This window comes from Leucobacter chromiireducens subsp. chromiireducens, assembly GCF_016758255.1.
GTDB lineage: Bacteria > Actinomycetota > Actinomycetes > Actinomycetales > Microbacteriaceae > Leucobacter > Leucobacter chromiireducens.
Genome location: NZ_QYAD01000002.1, coordinates 212,605 through 228,449, shown reverse-complemented (window position 1 = coordinate 228,449; position 15,845 = coordinate 212,605). Strand labels below are relative to the sequence as shown.

The window sequence follows — 15,845 nt, the reverse complement described above, 5'->3', positions numbered from 1 at the left end:
CATGATCGATGGGGGCACGCGGCCCACACGGGCCGGCGGGCCCGCACCCACCGCGCGGGCGGCACGAGTCGCCCGCGCGGTGCTGCGACGCCTTGGCGCGGCGATCCTCGTAGTGCTCGTCACCGCGACGATCGTGTTCGTCGCCGTGCGCGCCACCGGGGATCCGCTCGAGGCGATTCTTGGCGGCCCCGGATCCCAAGCGAGCGCCGATGCGGTGGCACGCGCCCGCTCCGACTATGGCCTCGACCAGCCCCTCATCGTGCAATACCTGTCGCAGCTGTGGCGCACCGTCACGCTGCAGTTCGGCGACTCCTACGCGCGGAAGCAGCCCGTCAGCGAGCTCCTCGCCGCGAACGTCCCCCCGACCGTGCTGCTCGCCTCCCTCGCGCTCATCCTCGCGTGGCTGCTCGCACTCGGCGGTGCGCTCCTCGCAGCGACACAGCGGGGGCGGATCGGGCGAGCCGTGCGCGCCGCGCTCTCGGGCATCGAGACGATCGTCTCGGTGACCCCGCACTTCTTCCTCGGGGCTGTGCTCATCCTCGTGTTCGCGAGTGGGCTCGGCCTCTTCCCGGCAACGAGCACGGGCGCCTCCCCCGCAGGTCTCGTGCTGCCCGTTGTGACGCTCGCTGTCCCCATTGCCGGCTACCTCGCGCACGTGATGCACGGCTCACTCGAGGAGGCCGACCTCGCCCCTTTCGCCACAACTGCGCGCGCTCGCGGCGCCTCCGAGACGCGCGTGCTCGTCAGCCACACGCTGCGGCACGCCGCACTCCCCGCGCTCGCTCTGTCGGGCTGGGCCTACGGCTCGCTGCTGAGCGGCGCCGTGGTGGTCGAGGCGCTGTTCGCGCGACCCGGCCTCGGCCGCATGCTGCTCGAGGCGACCATGGTGCGCGATGTCCCCGTGGTGATCGGCGGGGTGACCGTCATCGCGCTGCTGTACGTCGCCGTGATGCTCGTCACCGAGCTCCTCGAACCGCTCGTCGATCCGCGGCTGCGTGCCGTCCGCGTCCCGGGCACCGCCGCAGGCGAGAGCACCGCACGCACCCACTCCGCAGGAACGCGCCCCGCAGGCACGCACTCCGCTGGCACGGAGGGAACCGCATGACCCCGCCGCGCCTGCGCGTGCCCGAGTACGCCAGCCTGCTCCTGCTCGCCCTCGCCCTGATCGCCGTCGTCGCCCCGGGGCTGATCGCACCCGGCGACCCCCTCGCGATTCACCCGGCCGAGGCGTTCCAAGCGCCGTCGCTCGCGCACCCGCTCGGCACCGACGAGTCGGGTCGCGATGTCGCAACGCGCGTGGTGCACGGCGCCGGCGCCTCCGTCGGCATCGGGTTCGCCGCCACCGGCATTGGCATCGGCGCAGGCGCGCTGCTCGGCTTCCTCGCGGGGCTCGGCCCGCGTGTGGTCGACTCGGCGCTTGGCCGGCTCTTCGAGGTGCTGTTCGCGCTCCCCACTCTCGTGATGGCGCTGCTCTTCATCGCGGTGCTCGGAAGCGGCCCCACCGCAGCGATCCTCGCGATTGGGATCGCCACCGTGCCCGGCTACGCCCGCATGCTCCGAGCGCGCGTGCGCGGGGTTGCGCAGAGCGGCTACGTCGAGTGGGCCCGGCTCGACGGGGTTTCGCCCGCACGTCTCCTCGTGCGGCACATCGCACCAAACACCCTGTGGCCGCTCGTGTCTGCGGCCACACTCGGCGTGGGTCAGGCGATCGTGTGGGTGTCTGCGCTCGGCTTCCTCGGACTCGGCACCGAGCCGCCGGCCCCCGAGTGGGGCGCCATGCTCAACGCGGGCCGCGTGTACCTCACCTCCGCATGGTGGATGACCGTGGGGCCGGGCCTCGCGATCGTGTGCACGGCGGCCGGGCTCACCGTGCTGGGCCGCCGCCTCGCGCGTGGAGCGGAGCTCGCATGACGATCCCCCTGCTCGACACCACTGGACTCAGCGTCACCGCACCCGGCGGCGCACGCGTACTCACCGAACTCGAGCTCACCGTCGCGCCGGGCGAGTGCCTCGCCGTCGTCGGCTCATCCGGCGCGGGAAAGTCCGTGCTCGCACGCACGCTGCTCGGCCTGACGCAGGCGAGCCCGCGCTGGCATGTGGAGGCGACCACACTGCGCGTCGCCGGGCGTGACGTGCGGCGCGCCACCCAGCGCCAGTGGCGCGGCATCCGCGGCGCTACCGTCGGCCTCGTGCTGCAGGACGCGTTGCAGTCGCTCGATCCGCTGCGCACGATCGGCGCCGAGGTCGGCGAGGCGCTCGCACTCCGCGGGGTACGCGGGGCCGAGCGCCGCGCCGCAGTGATCGCTGCTCTGCAGGCCGCCGGCCTGCCAGACGCCGAGGCACGGCTCGTGCAGCGCCCCGGAGAGCTCTCGGGCGGCATGCGGCAGCGTGCGCTGATCGCCGCTGCCCTGGCCGCTCAGCCGCCGCTCCTCATCGCCGACGAGCCCACCACCGCGCTCGACTCAGCGACCGCGGCGCGCGTGCTCGATCATCTCAGCGGCATCCGCGATGCCGGCACGGGCGTGCTGCTGATCAGCCACGATCTCGGCGCAGTCGCTCGCGTGGCCAACCGCGTGGCGGTGCTCGAGGCCGGGCGCATCGTGGAGTGCGCGCCCAGCGCAGAGTTCCTCGCACGGCCAAGCACCCCGGCGGGGCGGGCGCTCGTCGCAGCAATTCCGCGCGGGGCGAAGCCGGGCCCGCCACCACGGCCGGGCCGCGAACTCATCACACTGACCGAAGTGAGCCGGCTCTTCCCGGCGCCCGCGGGCGGCACGACCGGGCTGCGCAGTGTCTCGCTCACCCTGCGCGCCGGCGAAGCACTCGGGGTGGTCGGCGAGTCTGGAGCGGGAAAGACGACCCTCGCGCGCGTGCTCGCTGGGGCCGAGCGGCCAGACTCTGGCGCACTCGCGCAGGCAGATCCTCCGCCCCGGGCGCGGCTCATCCCGCAGGATCCGCTCGCCACATTCGATCCGCGGTGGCGCGTGGAACGCATCATCGCCGCGTCGATCCGGCCCGACCAGACCTCATCTGGCGCGCAGCGCACCCCCGCCGAGCTGCTGCGTACGGTGGGCCTTGATCCCAAGCTGCTGCGACGCCGCCCCGTGTCGCTCTCCGGGGGCCAGCGACAGCGAGTGGCGATTGCGCGCGCGCTCGCCGCGCGGCCCGATGTGCTCGTGTGTGATGAGCCCGTCTCCGCGCTCGACATGGCCACGCAGGCGGGCATCCTCGCGCTCCTTCGGAAGTTGCAGGAGCGCGAGCACGTGGCGCTCGTCTTCGTGTCTCACGATCTCGCCGCCGTGCGCGCGGTGGCCGACCGCACACTCATCATGCGCGACGGCAGCGTTATCGAGGAGGGGCCGACCGAGCAGGTGTTCCGGTCCCCGCAACACGAGTTCACGCGCGAGCTGCTCGCCGCGACTGGCGTGAGCGGCTCCGCTTAGCGTTCCCCGCGGGCGAGCTTCGACGGCCACCAGATCGCGCGGCCGATGTCGTAGCTGAGCGCCGGAACGAGCAGCGAGCGCACGATGAAGGTGTCGAGCAGCACACCGAAGGCAACAATAAATGCGATCTGCACGAGGAACAGGATTGGGATCACGGAGAGCGCGGCGAACGTCGCCGCGAGCACGAGCCCAGCCGAGGTGATGACCCCGCCCGTGATCGACAGCCCGCGCAGCACGCCCTGGCGGGTGCCGTGCGCGAGCGACTCCTCGCGCACGCGCGTCATGAGGAAGATGTTGTAGTCGATGCCGAGCGCCACGAGGAACACGAAGCTGTAGAGCGGCACCGCGGGGTCGGCTCCCGGGAACTTGAAGACGTGGGTGAAGAGCCAGCCCGCCACCCCGAGCGCGGTGCCGAAGGAGAGCACGGTCGTCGCGACGAGCAGCAGCGGGGCGACGAGCGAGCGCAGCAGGAGCATCAGAATCAGCGTGATGACGAGCAGCACGATCGGAATGATGAGCGTACGGTCGTGGATCGACGCATCGTTCGTGTCGATCGCGGTGGCCGTGACGCCGCCGACCAGCGCCGCCGGTACTGAATCGGCGAGCGCCGCGCGGAGATCGCGCACCGTCTCCCCCGCCGCGTCCGAGTCTGCCGCGTCCGAGAGCGTGGCCTGCAGCAACACGTCGCCGTCAGCAACGGTGGGCTGCGGCGCTGCGGCGCCCGGCATTCCAGGCGGGCCGGCCTGCCCGATCCCGTCTGCGGTGACCGGCAGGGTGCCACTCACCGAGTCCTGCGCGGTGACGCTCACGCTCTCGATGCCGGACTGGGCGAGGAGCGTGTCCGCCGTCGCCTGCAGCTCGCTCTCCGGCGTGATCACCATGACCGGGCTGCCCGAGCCACCCGGGAAGTGTTCGCCAAGCGCCTGCTGGCCATCGCGAGCCTCGGACGCACCCAGCACGAGGTCCGATTGGGGCACGCCGCTCGCGTCGAGCTGCGACGCACCGACCACGCCGACCGCAAGCACGAGTGCCGTAGCGATCCAGATGGGGCGGTGGCGGCGCTTGATCCAGCCGGCGAGCTTCGCCCACACCCCGCCGTGGATGCCGTGTTCGGCAGCGACCACCTCGGGCTCGTACTTCGGCCGCTTCGGCCAGAAGGCGGCCCGCCCGAACGCGAAGAGGATTGCGGGCAGGAGAGTCAGCGCAGCGAGCATCGCGAACACGATGCCGATCGCCGCGATCGGCCCAAGCGAGCTGTTCGACTTCAGGTCGGACAACAGCAGGCAGAGCAGACCTGCGATCACCGTGCCCCCCGAGGCGAGGATCGGCTCGAGCGAGCCCTTCAGCGCGCGGAACGTCGCGGTGCCGCGATCCTGCACGAGGCGCAGCTCCTCCCGGTACCGAGACACGTAGAGCAGCGAGTAGTCGGTTGCCGCACCGATGACCAAGATGAAGAGGATGCCCTGCGTCTGGCCCGAGAGCATGAGCAACCCCCACTTGGCGAGCCACCAGTTGAGCAGCAGCGCGGCCGTGAGCGCGATGACGCTCGTGCCAAGCACGGCGACGGGCAGCAGCAGCGAGCGGTACACGATGATGAGGATCACGAACACTGCGGCGAGCGCGACGCCAAGCAGAATCCCGTCGATGCCCGAGAAGCCGTTCACGAGATCGGCGGTGAACCCTGCGGGGCCCGTCACGAAGACCTCGACGCCGGCGGGAGCCACGGCCCGAAGCTCGTCGCCCACCGCATTCACGGTGTCGCGGAGCCCCTCGCCGCTGTCGATGGGCACGAAGAGCTGTGCCGCACGCCCGTCTTCGGAAGGGATAAGCGGGGAGAGTCCCTTGCCTACTCCGGGCACCCGGTCCGGCAGCTCGGCTGCGGCCTCATTCAGCGCGCTGAGCTGTTCGGGCGTGAACGCGTCCTGCTGCGTCAGCACGACGACGGCGGGAATGTCGTCGCCGTCGCGGAAGTCGCCGAGGCGCTGCTGCACCTGCGTGGCCTCCGCGGAGGTCGGCAGGTAGGTGGTTTGGTCGTTCGACGACACCTCGCTCACCTTGCCGAAGTACGGGCCCCCCACGCCCGCGGCGGCGACCCAAATGAGAATCAGCGCGGCCGGCACGAGCACGCGCGCCCAGGTAGGCCAGCGCTTCGCCGACGACTCCCGCTCAGCGCGCTGTGTCGTGCGTTCCCGGTTCGCGGACATCTCCCACCCCACTTAACTAGCCAGGGTTAATAATCACCCTCAGCACAATTTATCTGTGGGGATAACATAGCATCATGTCTGCGACCGAGCCACTCCCCCGCACCCCCGGGATGTACGACGTGGCCGGAAACGATCCGGAGAGCCGACTGGTCGATCGGCGAGGCATGTCGGGCGAAGACCTCACCGAGATTGGCGCACTGATGGCAGCCCTCGGCGCGCTGCGCGAGGCCGAAGATCGTCTCTCCGAGGCCTCGCTCAAGTACATGCAGCTGGGCCGTACCGACATGCGCGCGCTGCACTTCCTCATCGTCACGGAGAATCAGGGTGGCATCGCGACCCCGGGGTCAATCGCCACACACCTCGGGATCACCACGCCGTCCACAACGAAGCTCCTCGACCGCTTGGAGCGTGGCGGCCACATTTCGCGTGCGATTCACCCGCAGGATCGCCGCGCCTTTGCGATCAGCATCACCCCCGAGACGCGCGAGGCGGCGATCCGCACGGTGGGCGCGCAGCACGCGAAGCGGTTCCACGCGGCCGCGCGCCTCACGAGCGAGGAGCGGGCCGCGGTCACCCGGTTCCTCACCGACATGACCCGCGAGATTGACATCGCAGACCTCGACTGGGCGCACGAGGAACCGGGCGCTACGGACTAGTTTGCGTCGCCGCGTACCTGCGCCACGTGCGCGTGCACGGCCTCGAGCCACCGCAGCAGGAAGCCGCGGGTCGACTCGTCGGTCACCTCGCCCTCGTCGGTGATCATTCCGTCGCGCATGGTGATGTACGCCTCCGGCTGCGCCATCTCCGGCGAGTTCAGAAACGACAGGATGGAGCGCAGATGCTGCTGGGCGACGGCCGTGCCGATGCGGCCACCCGAAGCGCCGATCACCGCCGACGGGATGCCGGTGAAGCTGTTCTGCCCGCCCGGCCGACTCGCGGTGTCGAGCGCGTTCTTCAGCACCCCCGGCACCGATCGGTTGTACTCGGGCGTCACGATGACCACGGCCTCCGCCTCCTCGATGGCGCGTTTCAACTCCGCGGCCGCCGTAGGAATGTCCGCGTCGTGATCCGCGGAGTAGAACGGCAGGCCGGCGATCGGGATCTCCGAGAACTCGAGGCCTGCTTCCGGCGCCAACCGTGCGAGTGCAAGCGAGAGCTTGCGGTTGATCGAGGTCGAGGAAATACTGCCGACGAGAAAGCCGACGCGGTAGGTGGTCATCGAGCGGGTCCTTTCGCGATCCTGCGTGCCATCGGGCGGAACACTCAGCCCCAGGCCTGTGAGCCGAGCGTAACCCGTCGGGCACGGCAGCGCATCGCTTTTCTCGATCGGGATCCGGGGTGACGCGCCGCCCACTAGGCTCGATGACTATGGCTATTGGCGCGACGATCCACAACTTCGACATCCAACTGGCGGACGTGGACCGCGGGGTCTACGAGGACCTCCAGCTCCGGGCCGCGCGCCACCCCTCGGAGACCGCGGCATACCTCGCCACCCGCGTGCTTGCCTACTGCCTCGAGTACGAGGAGGGCATCACGTTCGCTGCGGGTGGGGTCTCAGATACCGACGAACCCGCCGTGCTCGTGCGCGATCTCACCGGTCAGATCACCGCCTGGATTGAGATCGGCGCTCCTGACGCGCAGCGCCTCCACCACGGCAGCAAGCTCGCCGACCGAGCGGCCGTCTACACGCACCGCCACCCCGCCCGCCTCATGCCGAACTGGCAGGGGAAGACGATTCACGCGGCAGCCGAGATCCCGATCCGCTCGTTCGATCCTGGCTTCATCGACTCCATTGTGCCGCTGCTCGAGCGCCGCAATACGATGACGGTCTCGGTCACCGAGGGCCAGCTGTACCTCGAGGTGAACGGATCCGCGCTCAGCTCCGAGATCCACGAGCACCGGATCGCGTAACCGATCCGGCACCCGCGGCCCCCAGGGCCGAGCGCGGCACGCTGCTAAATGATGGAGCGCCCCTCGCGCTTCGCCTCGCGCCACTCCTTCACAAAGGCGCGCACGATCACCGTCAGCGTGCCCGCCACGAGCACCGGCCAGATCAGCACGTACAGGGTCAGCAATACGGTGTTCCAGGTCATGCGTGTGTCCTTTCTGCCATGGTCGGGGCTCCCGGCGCGGTGAGGTCGCTGCTCGCGGCGGCGCCAGCGACCTCTTCCTCGTTCGGGATCGGATCGAAGTCACCCGTGCGCTCACGGATCAGCGCGAAGTCGAACGGCGCCTTCCGTGAGGCGAGCGTCAGCGCGACACACACGATCGTGCTCACGGCGTACGCCACGAGGGATCCCAAAAGCACCGGGTACTGGTGCAGGAATCCGATCGCGAACGGCGCTGCCGCGAGCGTCGACAGCACGCCCACCACGAGCGCGACGCGGCGCCCAAAGAAGCCGAACGCCATGAGGCCAAGCACCACGCCGATGCCGATGGTGGCGAGCACGTCGCTCAGGATCCCCACGCCCCCGCTCAGCTCAACCCATTCGAAGCGCACCGGCAAGAATGCCGCAAGCGCCGCGACCACCGCGACGCTGAACGCGGCGTTCGTGACGCGATCCCAATAGAAGCTCGCGATCACGGGAAACACCAGCGCGCCCCAGAGCGCGCCGACGAAAACGAGCAGATCGAGAATGTTGAGCTGCGATCCCGCGAAGAAGATCCCCGCGGTCACCGCGACGATCATGGTGATGCGCCCGATGAGCACCATCGTGCGCGGGTTCGCGCGCCCCTTCCCCGCCACGTTCTGACCGTAGATGTCGGCCATCACGATCGACGCGAGCGCGGTCAGATCTGCATCCGCGGTCGACGAGAGCGAGCCGATGATCATGATGAAGAACAGCGCGAGCAGCGCCGGCGGCAGGTACGTGGCCGCCAGCTGCGGGATGAGGTTGTTCACGTCGCCGCCCGCGGGCTCAATGCCCGCGTAGAGCGCGATCACGCCGAGCATGCCGATGCCGATGATCGTGGCGCCGTAGCCGACCGTCGCGGTGACGAAGGTCTTCTTGATGAGGTCCTCGCGCACTGCGAAGAGGCGCTGCGCGATCGTCTGGTTGCCGATCGCGTATGCGAGCACTGCCGCGATGTAGGGCGCGCCCTGGTTGAAGAACGCGTCCGATGAGAAGAAGTTCGCCTGCTGAGGCGTGAGGCGATGCGCTCCCGTCTCGAACAGCTCGGGGCCGCCCGCGGCGAAGAACACGACGGGGATGATGATCACCACGGCCCCCAGCATGAAGAGCACCTGCATGAAGTCGGTAAGCACCGAGGCGCGGAACCCGGCCCACAGCGTGTAGAGCAGCACACCAGCGCCGATCGCAATGATGCCCTGCGTAAAGGTGAACGGCGAAAGCATGTCGATGAGCGCACCACCGGCGATAAGGTTCGACGTGAGGCTGATCACACTGCCCAGCACGTTGGAGCCCGCGAGCATCAGCTGGCTTGAGCGGCCGTGCCGCGCAAACATCACCTCCGCGATCGTGTGCGCACGCGGCGCAACCTGCCGAATCCGCCGCCCGAAGGGGTAGATCAGCAGAATCATCAGCGCGCCCCAGAGTCCGTAGTGGATTGGGCCCGAGAGGCCGTACTGGAAGCCGGAGGTCGCGGAGGCGTACATCGATGCAGCCCAAATCCAGGTTGCGGTCATCGAGGCGGCGGAAATGCCGAAGCCGATGCGGCCTCCGCCGGTCATGTAGCCGTCGGCGTTCTCACGCTTCCGGCTGATGCGAAGCGAGATGATGAGGCTCGCGCCGAAGAAGAGAATAAAGAGCCCGAGAACAACCGGGCCCGAGAGCTGTTGCAGCTCTGTCATTGCGTGTTCCTTTCAAGATACGGATGGTCGGCGTCAGTGCCGGGAACCGAATGGTGAAAAGAAAGAACGCTAAGTGGGAATGAGGTCCGACGGCGTAAATCGCCGCGTGACATCGATCAGGCGCTCGCGGAGCGGCGCGGGGTTGGCAAGAGGTCTTGAGTGAGAGTGGACGTGTACCGGCGGATGGATAGGGCTCCCCTTTCGACGGAGTTCTGGGCAAAGTCGCCCACACCATACCTATCGGTTTCTGCGACGAAGGGCCAATTGGGGCGGAGCGGAGCGCCTCATTCGTGCGCGGGTACAGGGCGCCAGCCATGCCAGAATCGATGCATGAGCCGAAGCACCCGCGACACCGTGACCGCATTCCTGGAGACCGTTCGCAGCGGACGCGAACCGCACCGTGCAGCGGAGTTCATGGCATCGAGCGTGCGGGCACACCAGGTCCGCGCAGCCGCGCGCGAGACGATCGACCGCTCCCCTGCGAACTACGAGGAGCACGTCGAGGAGATGCTCGAAATGTTCGGCCCGTTCGAGTTCGTGATCGACGAGCTTCTGGTCGATGGGGATCGCGCGTACGCCCGGTGGATTCAGCATGGCGCGCACGTGGGCGAGATCGACGGCCACGCCCCGACCGGCACAACGATCGAGGCCGTCGGCAGCGCGGTGTATCGCGTTGCCGACGGCCTGATCGTCGAGTACTGGATTCAGCAGGATGCTGCGGGACTCGCCGCGCAGCTCGCCGCTGCTGAACGCTAGATCTTCGGGTCTTCCCCGGTGATCTTCATGCGCAGCGCCGAGGCACGCATGATGTCGCCCTCCAGGAAGCGGACGAGCGTCTCATCACCCGCGGCCTGTGCTTCCTCGATCCGAGCGAACGAGTTCTGCACCTCGGTGTCAAGGCCTTCGGTCACGAGAACTTGAACGGACTCGGGAAGACGGAGGAAGCTCTGGGAAGTCATACCATCGAAGATACCCGGTTCACATCCCTCACCGGGAGTTCTCAGGCTCGGCGACTTCACGCCGGGCGTGTCGCGACGAGGGCCTGTGACGCCCTTCGCGCACTCCTTTGCCGTGCTCTCCCCGCGCCCGTGCAGGTAACGCATTTCGCGCGTATGGTCACAGCATGAGGATTCGGAACAGTGCGAGCACCATTGCCCTCGTAGCGCTCTGCTGTGGAATGCTGAGTGGCTGCATGCCCCAGGCGCAGAGCTGCGTCTCCTGGGCCGGATACGACTCTGTCGACGCGGTGTTCGCTGACTCCGAGCTGGTCGTCCGCGGCACGGTCACGCCGACAAGGAAGACAACGCAGCTCTTCGGATATGACGCTGCGGTGCATACGGTCGCCGTGCGCGAGGTCCTGAAGGGTGATGCCACTGCGGGCACCGCGCTGCCCGTCGCGTCCACGCCGGTCACGTGCTCGGGCGACAAGGTATACCCGGAGGGCGATCCGCTCGACGTCTCTGGCGAGGTGGTCCTCTTCATCACCCGCGACGAGTCGGGCGTGTGGCGCACGCTCACCCCCTTCGAGGGAGTCCACCGCGACCCGCAGTTGTGATTCCTACGTCGTGCCACCTATTCGCTCCTGATCGCCTCGGCAATCGCGCGAGTAACACCGACAACAATCGCTGCCACCACGAGGTACGTAAGAAACAGCGCAATCCCGATTGAGAGACCGGAGAACCCCAGCGTCACAAGAACGGCTCCGGGAACAGGGCTCTCAAGAGCCGAAACCATACCCGGGTGAGCAAAGGCGCCGCCAAGGATCAACGCGATGCCCCCAACGATCGTCATGAATACAGCTATGTTGAATAGCCAGGTAGCTGGCGCGTTGTTTTTGAGCATAAACGCAATTGTCTCAGGAATCAGAGGCATGAAGCTCAAATAAGATTAGATTTGGCTATGCTCAGAGCATGACAGAAGCAGCAGTTTCCAATGTTGTTAATGGAACGAAACCGAAGAAGCCCTGGTTCAAGAAGTGGTGGGTCTGGCTGATCGCCGCACTCCTCCTGATCGGCGGCGTCAACGCCGCAACGGGCGGCAGCGACAAGTCACCCGAAAAGTCCGCCACCGAGAGCGCATCGACCGTCGATACCAAGAAACCCGCAGCGGCAGAACCGGCGCCCGAACCAGAAAAGGCGCCTGAGCCGGAGAAAGCGGAACCCCCTGCCGCACCGGAGCCGGCACCGGAGCCTGAGGTGCCTGCGGAACACCGCTCCGCAGTGAAAAAGGCTCAGCTATATGCCGACACAATGCATATGAGCAAGGCTGGAATCTACGACCAGCTGTCATCAGAGTATGGCGAGAAGTTCTCACCCGAAGCTGCTCAGTATGGCATTGACAACGTGAAGGCCGACTGGAATCAGAACGCGCTCGAGAAAGCGCGCACCTACCAGGACACCATGTCAATGTCACCAGAGGCCATTCGAGATCAGCTCACGTCTGAATATGGGGAGAAGTTCACTCCGGAGGAAGCCGACTGGGCGATCGCCAACCTCTAGGCGCGCGAAGCAACACTTCACCGCAGGGCGAGGCTGCACCGTACCGTGGAAGCCTCGCCCTTTTCGTTGCTTCATCGTGCAGACAAACGGGTTGCGAGCTCGATGCGGAGGAAGCGGGCGAGAAGGCGCCACGGACGCTAAGCCCAACAGTCCGTCCGACTGGCGCCTCACCAGCGGGAAGTACTCGTTATGCTGAGTCCTCCGGCCATTCCAACCGAGTCTGGGATCGTCAAGGCAGCCTGCGCGCTGCTCACCACGCCAACTGTGGGCACCGGCTGACAGTGTGCGCACCGATAACCTGATTCCCATGTTTGGATACAGGATTCAGCGCTGGGAGAAGGCCACAGAGTGGCCGCTCACGCTCGCGGCCCTCGCGTTCTTTGCCGCCTACGCGATCCAAATCATTTCTCGGCCCGGCGGAATACTTGGCGAGGTCACAGAGCTCATCATTTGGTTGACCTGGGCCATCTTTCTTGTGGACTACCTGGCGCGCTTGATCCTCACGGAAGATCGATGGCGATGGTTCTATCGACATCTTCTCGACCTTGCGATTGTCGCGCTGCCTATGCTGAGGCCACTCAGACTAATGAGATTTCTCACTGTTGTCGCCCTAGTCCAACGATCCGCGGGCAACGCTCTGAGGGGAAGGGTCGTTACCTACACGATCGGTGCAGCGAGCTTGTTCGTTGTGATAGCAGCGCTCGCTATTCTCGATGCGGAACAGAGTGAGGGAACGATTGACTCCTTTGGTGAAGCCTTGTGGTGGGCAGTAGTCACAATGACCACGGTCGGCTACGGCGACCTCGCCCCGGTCACTACTGGCGGTCGAGTCATCGCCGCGGGACTAATGTTGGGAGGGATCGCACTGATTGGCGCGGTCACAGCAACTCTCGCTTCGTGGATCGTTGAAAAGGTGTCCACCGAAAACGGGCCCACCCTCAACGCTACCTCCGAGCAAGTAAATGAGCTTCGCCGGGAGCTGGCAGAGGTAAAGTCACTACTGCTGGAACGCACCTCCGTGAGCGCGCCAGAGGGCGCAGTCCGAGAGATCGAAAACAAGAAAAGCGCGGAACTTCGTTGAGTTCTCAATGAAGCTCCGGGCGATTCTGTCGGCACGATAGGGGCTGAGACCGAAAACCATCTCCCCAGACGCGATAGTCAGGGCGCTTGGAACGACATCGGGTTGCCACAATTTACCTCGACTTGCTTGGGATCGAGGCATGTCACCCTTTCCACGCTATGCCGGTAGGTTTGGAGTCGTCACGTGTGATTCTGTTGGGTATTCGCGGGACCCCACTCCCCAAGGCGAGGTCTCCAATATCCGGGCTTGCGCCGGTAATGCGCGACCGCAAGAATCACCACGACCTGATCGGCAAAGTAGTAGAGCACACGATACGGAAGTCTGGGTACGGCCTGGGTGCGCACGACAAGTTCACGATGCCACCCGGGGAACACGGGCGCGATACGCGGCCATTCGAGAATCCGTCCGGCTTCGGGATGGAAGCGTCGAGCGAGCGTCATGGACGCCGAGCAGCGAGTTCCGCACGGATGCGTGCGAACACATCCTCAGCGGGCATCGTTTCGACCCTCCCGCTCTCGATGTCGTCAATGCGCTTGCTCAGCTCATCACGCCAAGCCTCATCGAGCTCATGCTGAGAGGCTTAGGACTCTTCGTGATCGAGTACCTGAAGTCCACGGTGAATCAACGCGGCGAGGTCACGCCGTTCAACGCGAGCATCGCGTTCTCAACCTCAGTAAGACTCATGGACATGCCCCCAGCGTACGCCGGAGTTGTGCCGTGTACCAGAGAAGCGTTCACCGCGACGAATACCAGACAGCGCCGGCATCGACAGCGAGAAATGATAGAGTGAACACGTTCACTGAACACACTCAATGAAGGATTCCCTCGAATGACTTCTACACGCGAGCAGCTCAGGCAGGCGACGCAGCAACGAATCATCGACACCGCGGGCCAGCTGTTCCGCGAGCGCGGCTTTGCCGAAACAACGATCCGGGAGATTGCGGAGACCAGCGGCGTCAGCGTCGGCAGGGTGATGGTGGTCGGAGACAAAAACGACCTCCTGATTCATGTCTTTGATGACATGATTGCGGCTGAGCACATGAGACGCGCGGAGCATGAAAGTGAAGCTGCTCCACCTGCGCACAACACGTGTAGCGATCGCCTGGTTGCTCTCGTACAGCCGTTCGTCACGCTCTTCACCACCAACCCCATCCTTGCTCGACACTACGCATCGATCCTCGTCTCCGGAACTCACGAGTCCATCTTGTTCACCGAGCTCGCGGCTCGAATCGACAAGGAGTTTCGCTCAGCAATAGGACTGCACGACTGCACTGCCCCCACTGGGGCCGCACAGAAAGCTCGCGCACTGTACTTCGCCTACATCGGCACGCTACTCACGTGGTCTGCCAGGAACTCCTCCGAACCCGCGGAGCTCCTCTCGCACCTCGGTGCGACGTTTGCCACCATTTGCGACTGTAAGGAGTAATCCAATGATTCTGATACCCGAGCAATGGTGGCCTCCGGTTCTGCTTGCTCTCGTACTCCTCAGCGATGCGGCGATGTCGATGCGTCCTCCCAAGTTCATTCGTGACTGCCTCGACGGAGTGAGGTTCCCTCGCGAATGGTGGTGGACCCTCATTGTGATCAAGACGCTCGCTACAGCAGGGCTCATCGTGGGGATCTGGGTTCCGGGCATCGCTTTCGCGGCCAACGTCGGCGTGATTGCGTACTTCACCTGTGCCGCCGCGTCTCACATTCGTGCTCGCTTTTTCGGGCCAGCGTTCTGGCTGAACTGCCTCGGCCTCCTGGCCTTGTCTGTCACGGTACTGGTGCTCTCACTCGTCCTGTGACAGACGAGCGGGCCCCAGGCCAGCAAGAGCAGCCAATGAGACCCTGCGCAATGAATCAGGCTGCGCGCCTCAACCTAAAAAGCCGCGGAAACCCTGAGGTTTCCGCGGCTTCATGGTCGGGATGACAGGATTTGAACCTGCGACCCCGTCGTCCCGAACGACGTGCGCTACCAAGCTGCGCCACATCCCGATTTGCGCTTTCACGCAGGGACTACTCTATCGGGTCTCGACGCAAACTAGGAAATCGCGAGCCGCCCGGGCGCGGCTCATTCGAGACGGCCTCCCGTTACTCGGGCGACACTGTGCTCAGCGTTGCAATCGTGACCGGGTTCTCCTGCCCCGGCCAGGTGATGCGCAGCGCGAGGCGCTCATCGCCCGGCGTAGGCTCGCCTCCCCCAGCGAGCGCCGATGCGTCGAGCACGTGACGCACCCGCAATGTTGCGAAGCCCGTGTCGGCGATGCTCTCGCCGGCCAGCTCGGAAACTGACGCCGCCCACAGCTCGGGCACCGCGAGATCGGGCGCTCCCGTGCCCGCAACGCTGCTCGTGGGCGCGAGCGGAGCCTCCTCACCCGACTCCGACACCCCAATCTCTTCGGCGCCCGTGCGGCCGTGGGAGATCGCCTCGGCGATCACAGTGCGGAAGACGGGATCCCCCACCGCGTCCGAGATCCAGCGGGTGCCGAGCACGCCGTGCGCGGAGGTGTCGAGCAAGAACTCCTCACCGTCCTGCAACGGCGCACCGCGGTACGTGAGGGGCACGTGGTAGACCGTGCTGTCCCCGGCGGTCACCAGGTGGCCCTCGATACCGACCTCGCCCTCAGGATCGTCGTAGCGGTACGCGGCGATCTTGGTGAGCGCGGACACGTCGCCCGTGAACCAGGAGCGCGTGGGCAGCCACGCAGCGAGCAGCTCCGCCTTCGACGGAGACATTGTGGTGTCGTAAATGAGTCCCATGCGCCGATCCTACGCTGCGCGGTTCCACCGCGCCCGAGAAAAACAGCACAGCGCCCCACCCGTCAA

Annotated in this window: 18 protein-coding genes, 1 tRNA gene and 1 pseudogene; 11 read left to right on the top strand and 9 right to left on the bottom strand. The window is 66.2% G+C overall.

Going from position 1 to position 15,845, the window contains the following annotated elements; translation table 11 throughout:
• Position 1 precedes the first annotated feature (1 nt).
• The 3 genes from D3226_RS07125 to D3226_RS07115 are packed head-to-tail and all read left to right on the top strand — an operon-like array spanning position 2 to position 3,440.
• The gene (locus D3226_RS07125; RefSeq protein ID WP_202381740.1) at positions 2–1,105 is read left to right on the top strand and encodes an ABC transporter permease; all 1,104 of its coding nucleotides are present in this window, start codon (positions 2–4) and stop codon (positions 1,103–1,105) included.
• Positions 1,102–1,911 carry an ABC transporter permease gene (locus D3226_RS07120; protein WP_202381739.1) on the top strand — a complete coding sequence of 270 codons (810 nt, stop codon included), beginning with the start codon at positions 1,102–1,104 and terminating at the stop codon, positions 1,909–1,911. Before D3226_RS07125 ends, D3226_RS07120 begins: the two co-directional genes overlap by 4 nt.
• On the top strand, positions 1,908–3,440 hold the full coding sequence (locus D3226_RS07115; protein WP_202381738.1) for an ABC transporter ATP-binding protein: 1,533 nt from the start codon (positions 1,908–1,910) through the stop codon (positions 3,438–3,440). The genes D3226_RS07120 and D3226_RS07115 overlap by 4 nt, the downstream gene beginning before the upstream one ends.
• On the opposite strand, the gene D3226_RS07110 is transcribed toward D3226_RS07115, so the two are convergent.
• A complete protein-coding gene (locus tag D3226_RS07110; RefSeq protein WP_202381737.1) occupies positions 3,437–5,644 on the bottom strand; it encodes an MMPL family transporter in 2,208 nt (735 codons plus the stop codon). The genes D3226_RS07115 and D3226_RS07110 overlap by 4 nt on opposite strands.
• Positions 5,645–5,718: 74 nt before the next feature.
• On the opposite strand from D3226_RS07110, the gene D3226_RS07105 reads away from it, so the two are divergent.
• Positions 5,719–6,300 (top strand): MarR family winged helix-turn-helix transcriptional regulator, encoded by a 582-nt coding sequence (locus tag D3226_RS07105; RefSeq protein WP_202381736.1) that lies wholly within the window; start codon positions 5,719–5,721, stop codon positions 6,298–6,300.
• Here the strand turns inward: D3226_RS07105 and D3226_RS07100 are convergent.
• Positions 6,297–6,863 (bottom strand): NADPH-dependent FMN reductase, encoded by a 567-nt coding sequence (locus D3226_RS07100; RefSeq protein WP_202381735.1) that lies wholly within the window; start codon positions 6,861–6,863, stop codon positions 6,297–6,299. The genes D3226_RS07105 and D3226_RS07100 overlap by 4 nt on opposite strands.
• Positions 6,864–7,012: 149 nt before the next feature.
• On the opposite strand from D3226_RS07100, the gene D3226_RS07095 reads away from it, so the two are divergent.
• A complete protein-coding gene (locus D3226_RS07095) occupies positions 7,013–7,555 on the top strand; it encodes a YaeQ family protein (protein ID WP_202382158.1) in 543 nt (180 codons plus the stop codon).
• 44 nt (positions 7,556–7,599) lie between these two features.
• Here D3226_RS07095 and D3226_RS07090 read toward each other — a convergent pair whose 3' ends face one another.
• Both D3226_RS07090 and D3226_RS07085 read right to left on the bottom strand, forming a co-directional pair.
• A complete protein-coding gene (locus D3226_RS07090) occupies positions 7,600–7,737 on the bottom strand; it encodes a putative transporter small subunit (protein ID WP_202381734.1) in 138 nt (45 codons plus the stop codon).
• Positions 7,734–9,455 (bottom strand): sodium:solute symporter family protein, encoded by a 1,722-nt coding sequence (locus tag D3226_RS07085; protein WP_202381733.1) that lies wholly within the window; start codon positions 9,453–9,455, stop codon positions 7,734–7,736. The genes D3226_RS07090 and D3226_RS07085 overlap by 4 nt, the downstream gene beginning before the upstream one ends.
• A gap of 330 nt (positions 9,456–9,785) precedes the next feature.
• Here D3226_RS07085 and D3226_RS07080 point away from each other — a divergent pair, with 330 nt between their 5' ends.
• A complete protein-coding gene (locus tag D3226_RS07080; protein WP_202381732.1) occupies positions 9,786–10,211 on the top strand; it encodes an ester cyclase in 426 nt (141 codons plus the stop codon).
• Here D3226_RS07080 and D3226_RS07075 read toward each other — a convergent pair.
• A complete protein-coding gene (locus D3226_RS07075) occupies positions 10,208–10,414 on the bottom strand; it encodes a hypothetical protein (RefSeq protein WP_202381731.1) in 207 nt (68 codons plus the stop codon). The genes D3226_RS07080 and D3226_RS07075 overlap by 4 nt on opposite strands.
• 164 nt (positions 10,415–10,578) lie before the next feature.
• Here D3226_RS07075 and D3226_RS07070 point away from each other — a divergent pair, with 164 nt between their 5' ends.
• Complete coding sequence (locus D3226_RS07070; protein ID WP_202381730.1) at positions 10,579–11,010, top strand: hypothetical protein; 432 nt, start codon at positions 10,579–10,581, stop codon at positions 11,008–11,010.
• 17 nt (positions 11,011–11,027) lie between these two features.
• Here the strand turns inward: D3226_RS07070 and D3226_RS07065 are convergent, their stop codons facing one another.
• Complete coding sequence (locus tag D3226_RS07065; RefSeq protein WP_202381729.1) at positions 11,028–11,297, bottom strand: hypothetical protein; 270 nt, start codon at positions 11,295–11,297, stop codon at positions 11,028–11,030.
• A gap of 68 nt (positions 11,298–11,365) precedes the next feature.
• Here D3226_RS07065 and D3226_RS07060 point away from each other — a divergent pair, with 68 nt between their 5' ends.
• On the top strand, positions 11,366–11,953 hold the full coding sequence (locus D3226_RS07060) for an Ltp family lipoprotein (RefSeq protein WP_202381728.1): 588 nt from the start codon (positions 11,366–11,368) through the stop codon (positions 11,951–11,953).
• A 283-nt stretch (positions 11,954–12,236) separates the two neighbouring features.
• A complete protein-coding gene (locus D3226_RS07055) occupies positions 12,237–13,034 on the top strand; it encodes a potassium channel family protein (RefSeq protein WP_337248926.1) in 798 nt (265 codons plus the stop codon).
• Positions 13,035–13,470: 436 nt separating this feature from the next.
• Here D3226_RS07055 and D3226_RS15145 read toward each other — a convergent pair.
• Positions 13,471–13,599 (bottom strand): annotated as a pseudogene (locus D3226_RS15145) (addiction module protein); the annotation flags it as partial.
• 264 nt (positions 13,600–13,863) lie between these two features.
• Here D3226_RS15145 and D3226_RS07045 point away from each other — a divergent pair.
• Positions 13,864–14,460 carry a TetR/AcrR family transcriptional regulator gene (locus tag D3226_RS07045; RefSeq protein ID WP_202381727.1) on the top strand — a complete coding sequence of 199 codons (597 nt, stop codon included), beginning with the start codon at positions 13,864–13,866 and terminating at the stop codon, positions 14,458–14,460.
• 4 nt (positions 14,461–14,464) lie between these two features.
• Positions 14,465–14,824: a DoxX family protein gene (locus D3226_RS07040; RefSeq protein WP_202381726.1), complete on the top strand. Its 360-nt coding sequence runs from the start codon at positions 14,465–14,467 to the stop codon at positions 14,822–14,824.
• Positions 14,825–14,937: 113 nt separating this feature from the next.
• On the opposite strand, the gene D3226_RS07035 is transcribed toward D3226_RS07040, so the two are convergent.
• Together D3226_RS07035 and D3226_RS07030 are read right to left on the bottom strand one after the other, a co-directional pair.
• A tRNA-Pro gene (locus D3226_RS07035) sits at positions 14,938–15,014 on the bottom strand.
• Between the two features lie 96 nt (positions 15,015–15,110).
• Positions 15,111–15,779 carry a maltokinase N-terminal cap-like domain-containing protein gene (locus D3226_RS07030; RefSeq protein WP_202381725.1) on the bottom strand — a complete coding sequence of 223 codons (669 nt, stop codon included), beginning with the start codon at positions 15,777–15,779 and terminating at the stop codon, positions 15,111–15,113.
• Positions 15,780–15,845 lie beyond the last annotated feature (66 nt).

What these genes read in the sequence shown, in the direction of transcription:
- D3226_RS07125 (WP_202381740.1), top strand. Translation starts at nt 2, where the DNA reads ATGATCGATGGGGGCACGCGGCCCACACGGGCCGGCGGGCCCGCACCC.
- D3226_RS07120 (WP_202381739.1), top strand. Translation starts at nt 1,102, where the DNA reads ATGACCCCGCCGCGCCTGCGCGTGCCCGAGTACGCCAGCCTGCTCCTG.
- D3226_RS07115 (WP_202381738.1), top strand. Translation starts at nt 1,908, where the DNA reads ATGACGATCCCCCTGCTCGACACCACTGGACTCAGCGTCACCGCACCC.
- D3226_RS07110 (WP_202381737.1), bottom strand. Translation starts at nt 5,644, where the DNA reads ATGTCCGCGAACCGGGAACGCACGACACAGCGCGCTGAGCGGGAGTCG.
- D3226_RS07105 (WP_202381736.1), top strand. Translation starts at nt 5,719, where the DNA reads ATGTCTGCGACCGAGCCACTCCCCCGCACCCCCGGGATGTACGACGTG.
- D3226_RS07100 (WP_202381735.1), bottom strand. Translation starts at nt 6,863, where the DNA reads ATGACCACCTACCGCGTCGGCTTTCTCGTCGGCAGTATTTCCTCGACC.
- D3226_RS07095 (WP_202382158.1), top strand. Translation starts at nt 7,013, where the DNA reads ATGGCTATTGGCGCGACGATCCACAACTTCGACATCCAACTGGCGGAC.
- D3226_RS07090 (WP_202381734.1), bottom strand. Translation starts at nt 7,737, where the DNA reads ATGACCTGGAACACCGTATTGCTGACCCTGTACGTGCTGATCTGGCCG.
- D3226_RS07085 (WP_202381733.1), bottom strand. Translation starts at nt 9,455, where the DNA reads ATGACAGAGCTGCAACAGCTCTCGGGCCCGGTTGTTCTCGGGCTCTTT.
- D3226_RS07080 (WP_202381732.1), top strand. Translation starts at nt 9,786, where the DNA reads ATGAGCCGAAGCACCCGCGACACCGTGACCGCATTCCTGGAGACCGTT.
- D3226_RS07075 (WP_202381731.1), bottom strand. Translation starts at nt 10,414, where the DNA reads ATGACTTCCCAGAGCTTCCTCCGTCTTCCCGAGTCCGTTCAAGTTCTC.
- D3226_RS07070 (WP_202381730.1), top strand. Translation starts at nt 10,579, where the DNA reads ATGAGGATTCGGAACAGTGCGAGCACCATTGCCCTCGTAGCGCTCTGC.
- D3226_RS07065 (WP_202381729.1), bottom strand. Translation starts at nt 11,297, where the DNA reads ATGCTCAAAAACAACGCGCCAGCTACCTGGCTATTCAACATAGCTGTA.
- D3226_RS07060 (WP_202381728.1), top strand. Translation starts at nt 11,366, where the DNA reads ATGACAGAAGCAGCAGTTTCCAATGTTGTTAATGGAACGAAACCGAAG.
- D3226_RS07045 (WP_202381727.1), top strand. Translation starts at nt 13,864, where the DNA reads ATGACTTCTACACGCGAGCAGCTCAGGCAGGCGACGCAGCAACGAATC.
- D3226_RS07040 (WP_202381726.1), top strand. Translation starts at nt 14,465, where the DNA reads ATGATTCTGATACCCGAGCAATGGTGGCCTCCGGTTCTGCTTGCTCTC.
- D3226_RS07030 (WP_202381725.1), bottom strand. Translation starts at nt 15,779, where the DNA reads ATGGGACTCATTTACGACACCACAATGTCTCCGTCGAAGGCGGAGCTG.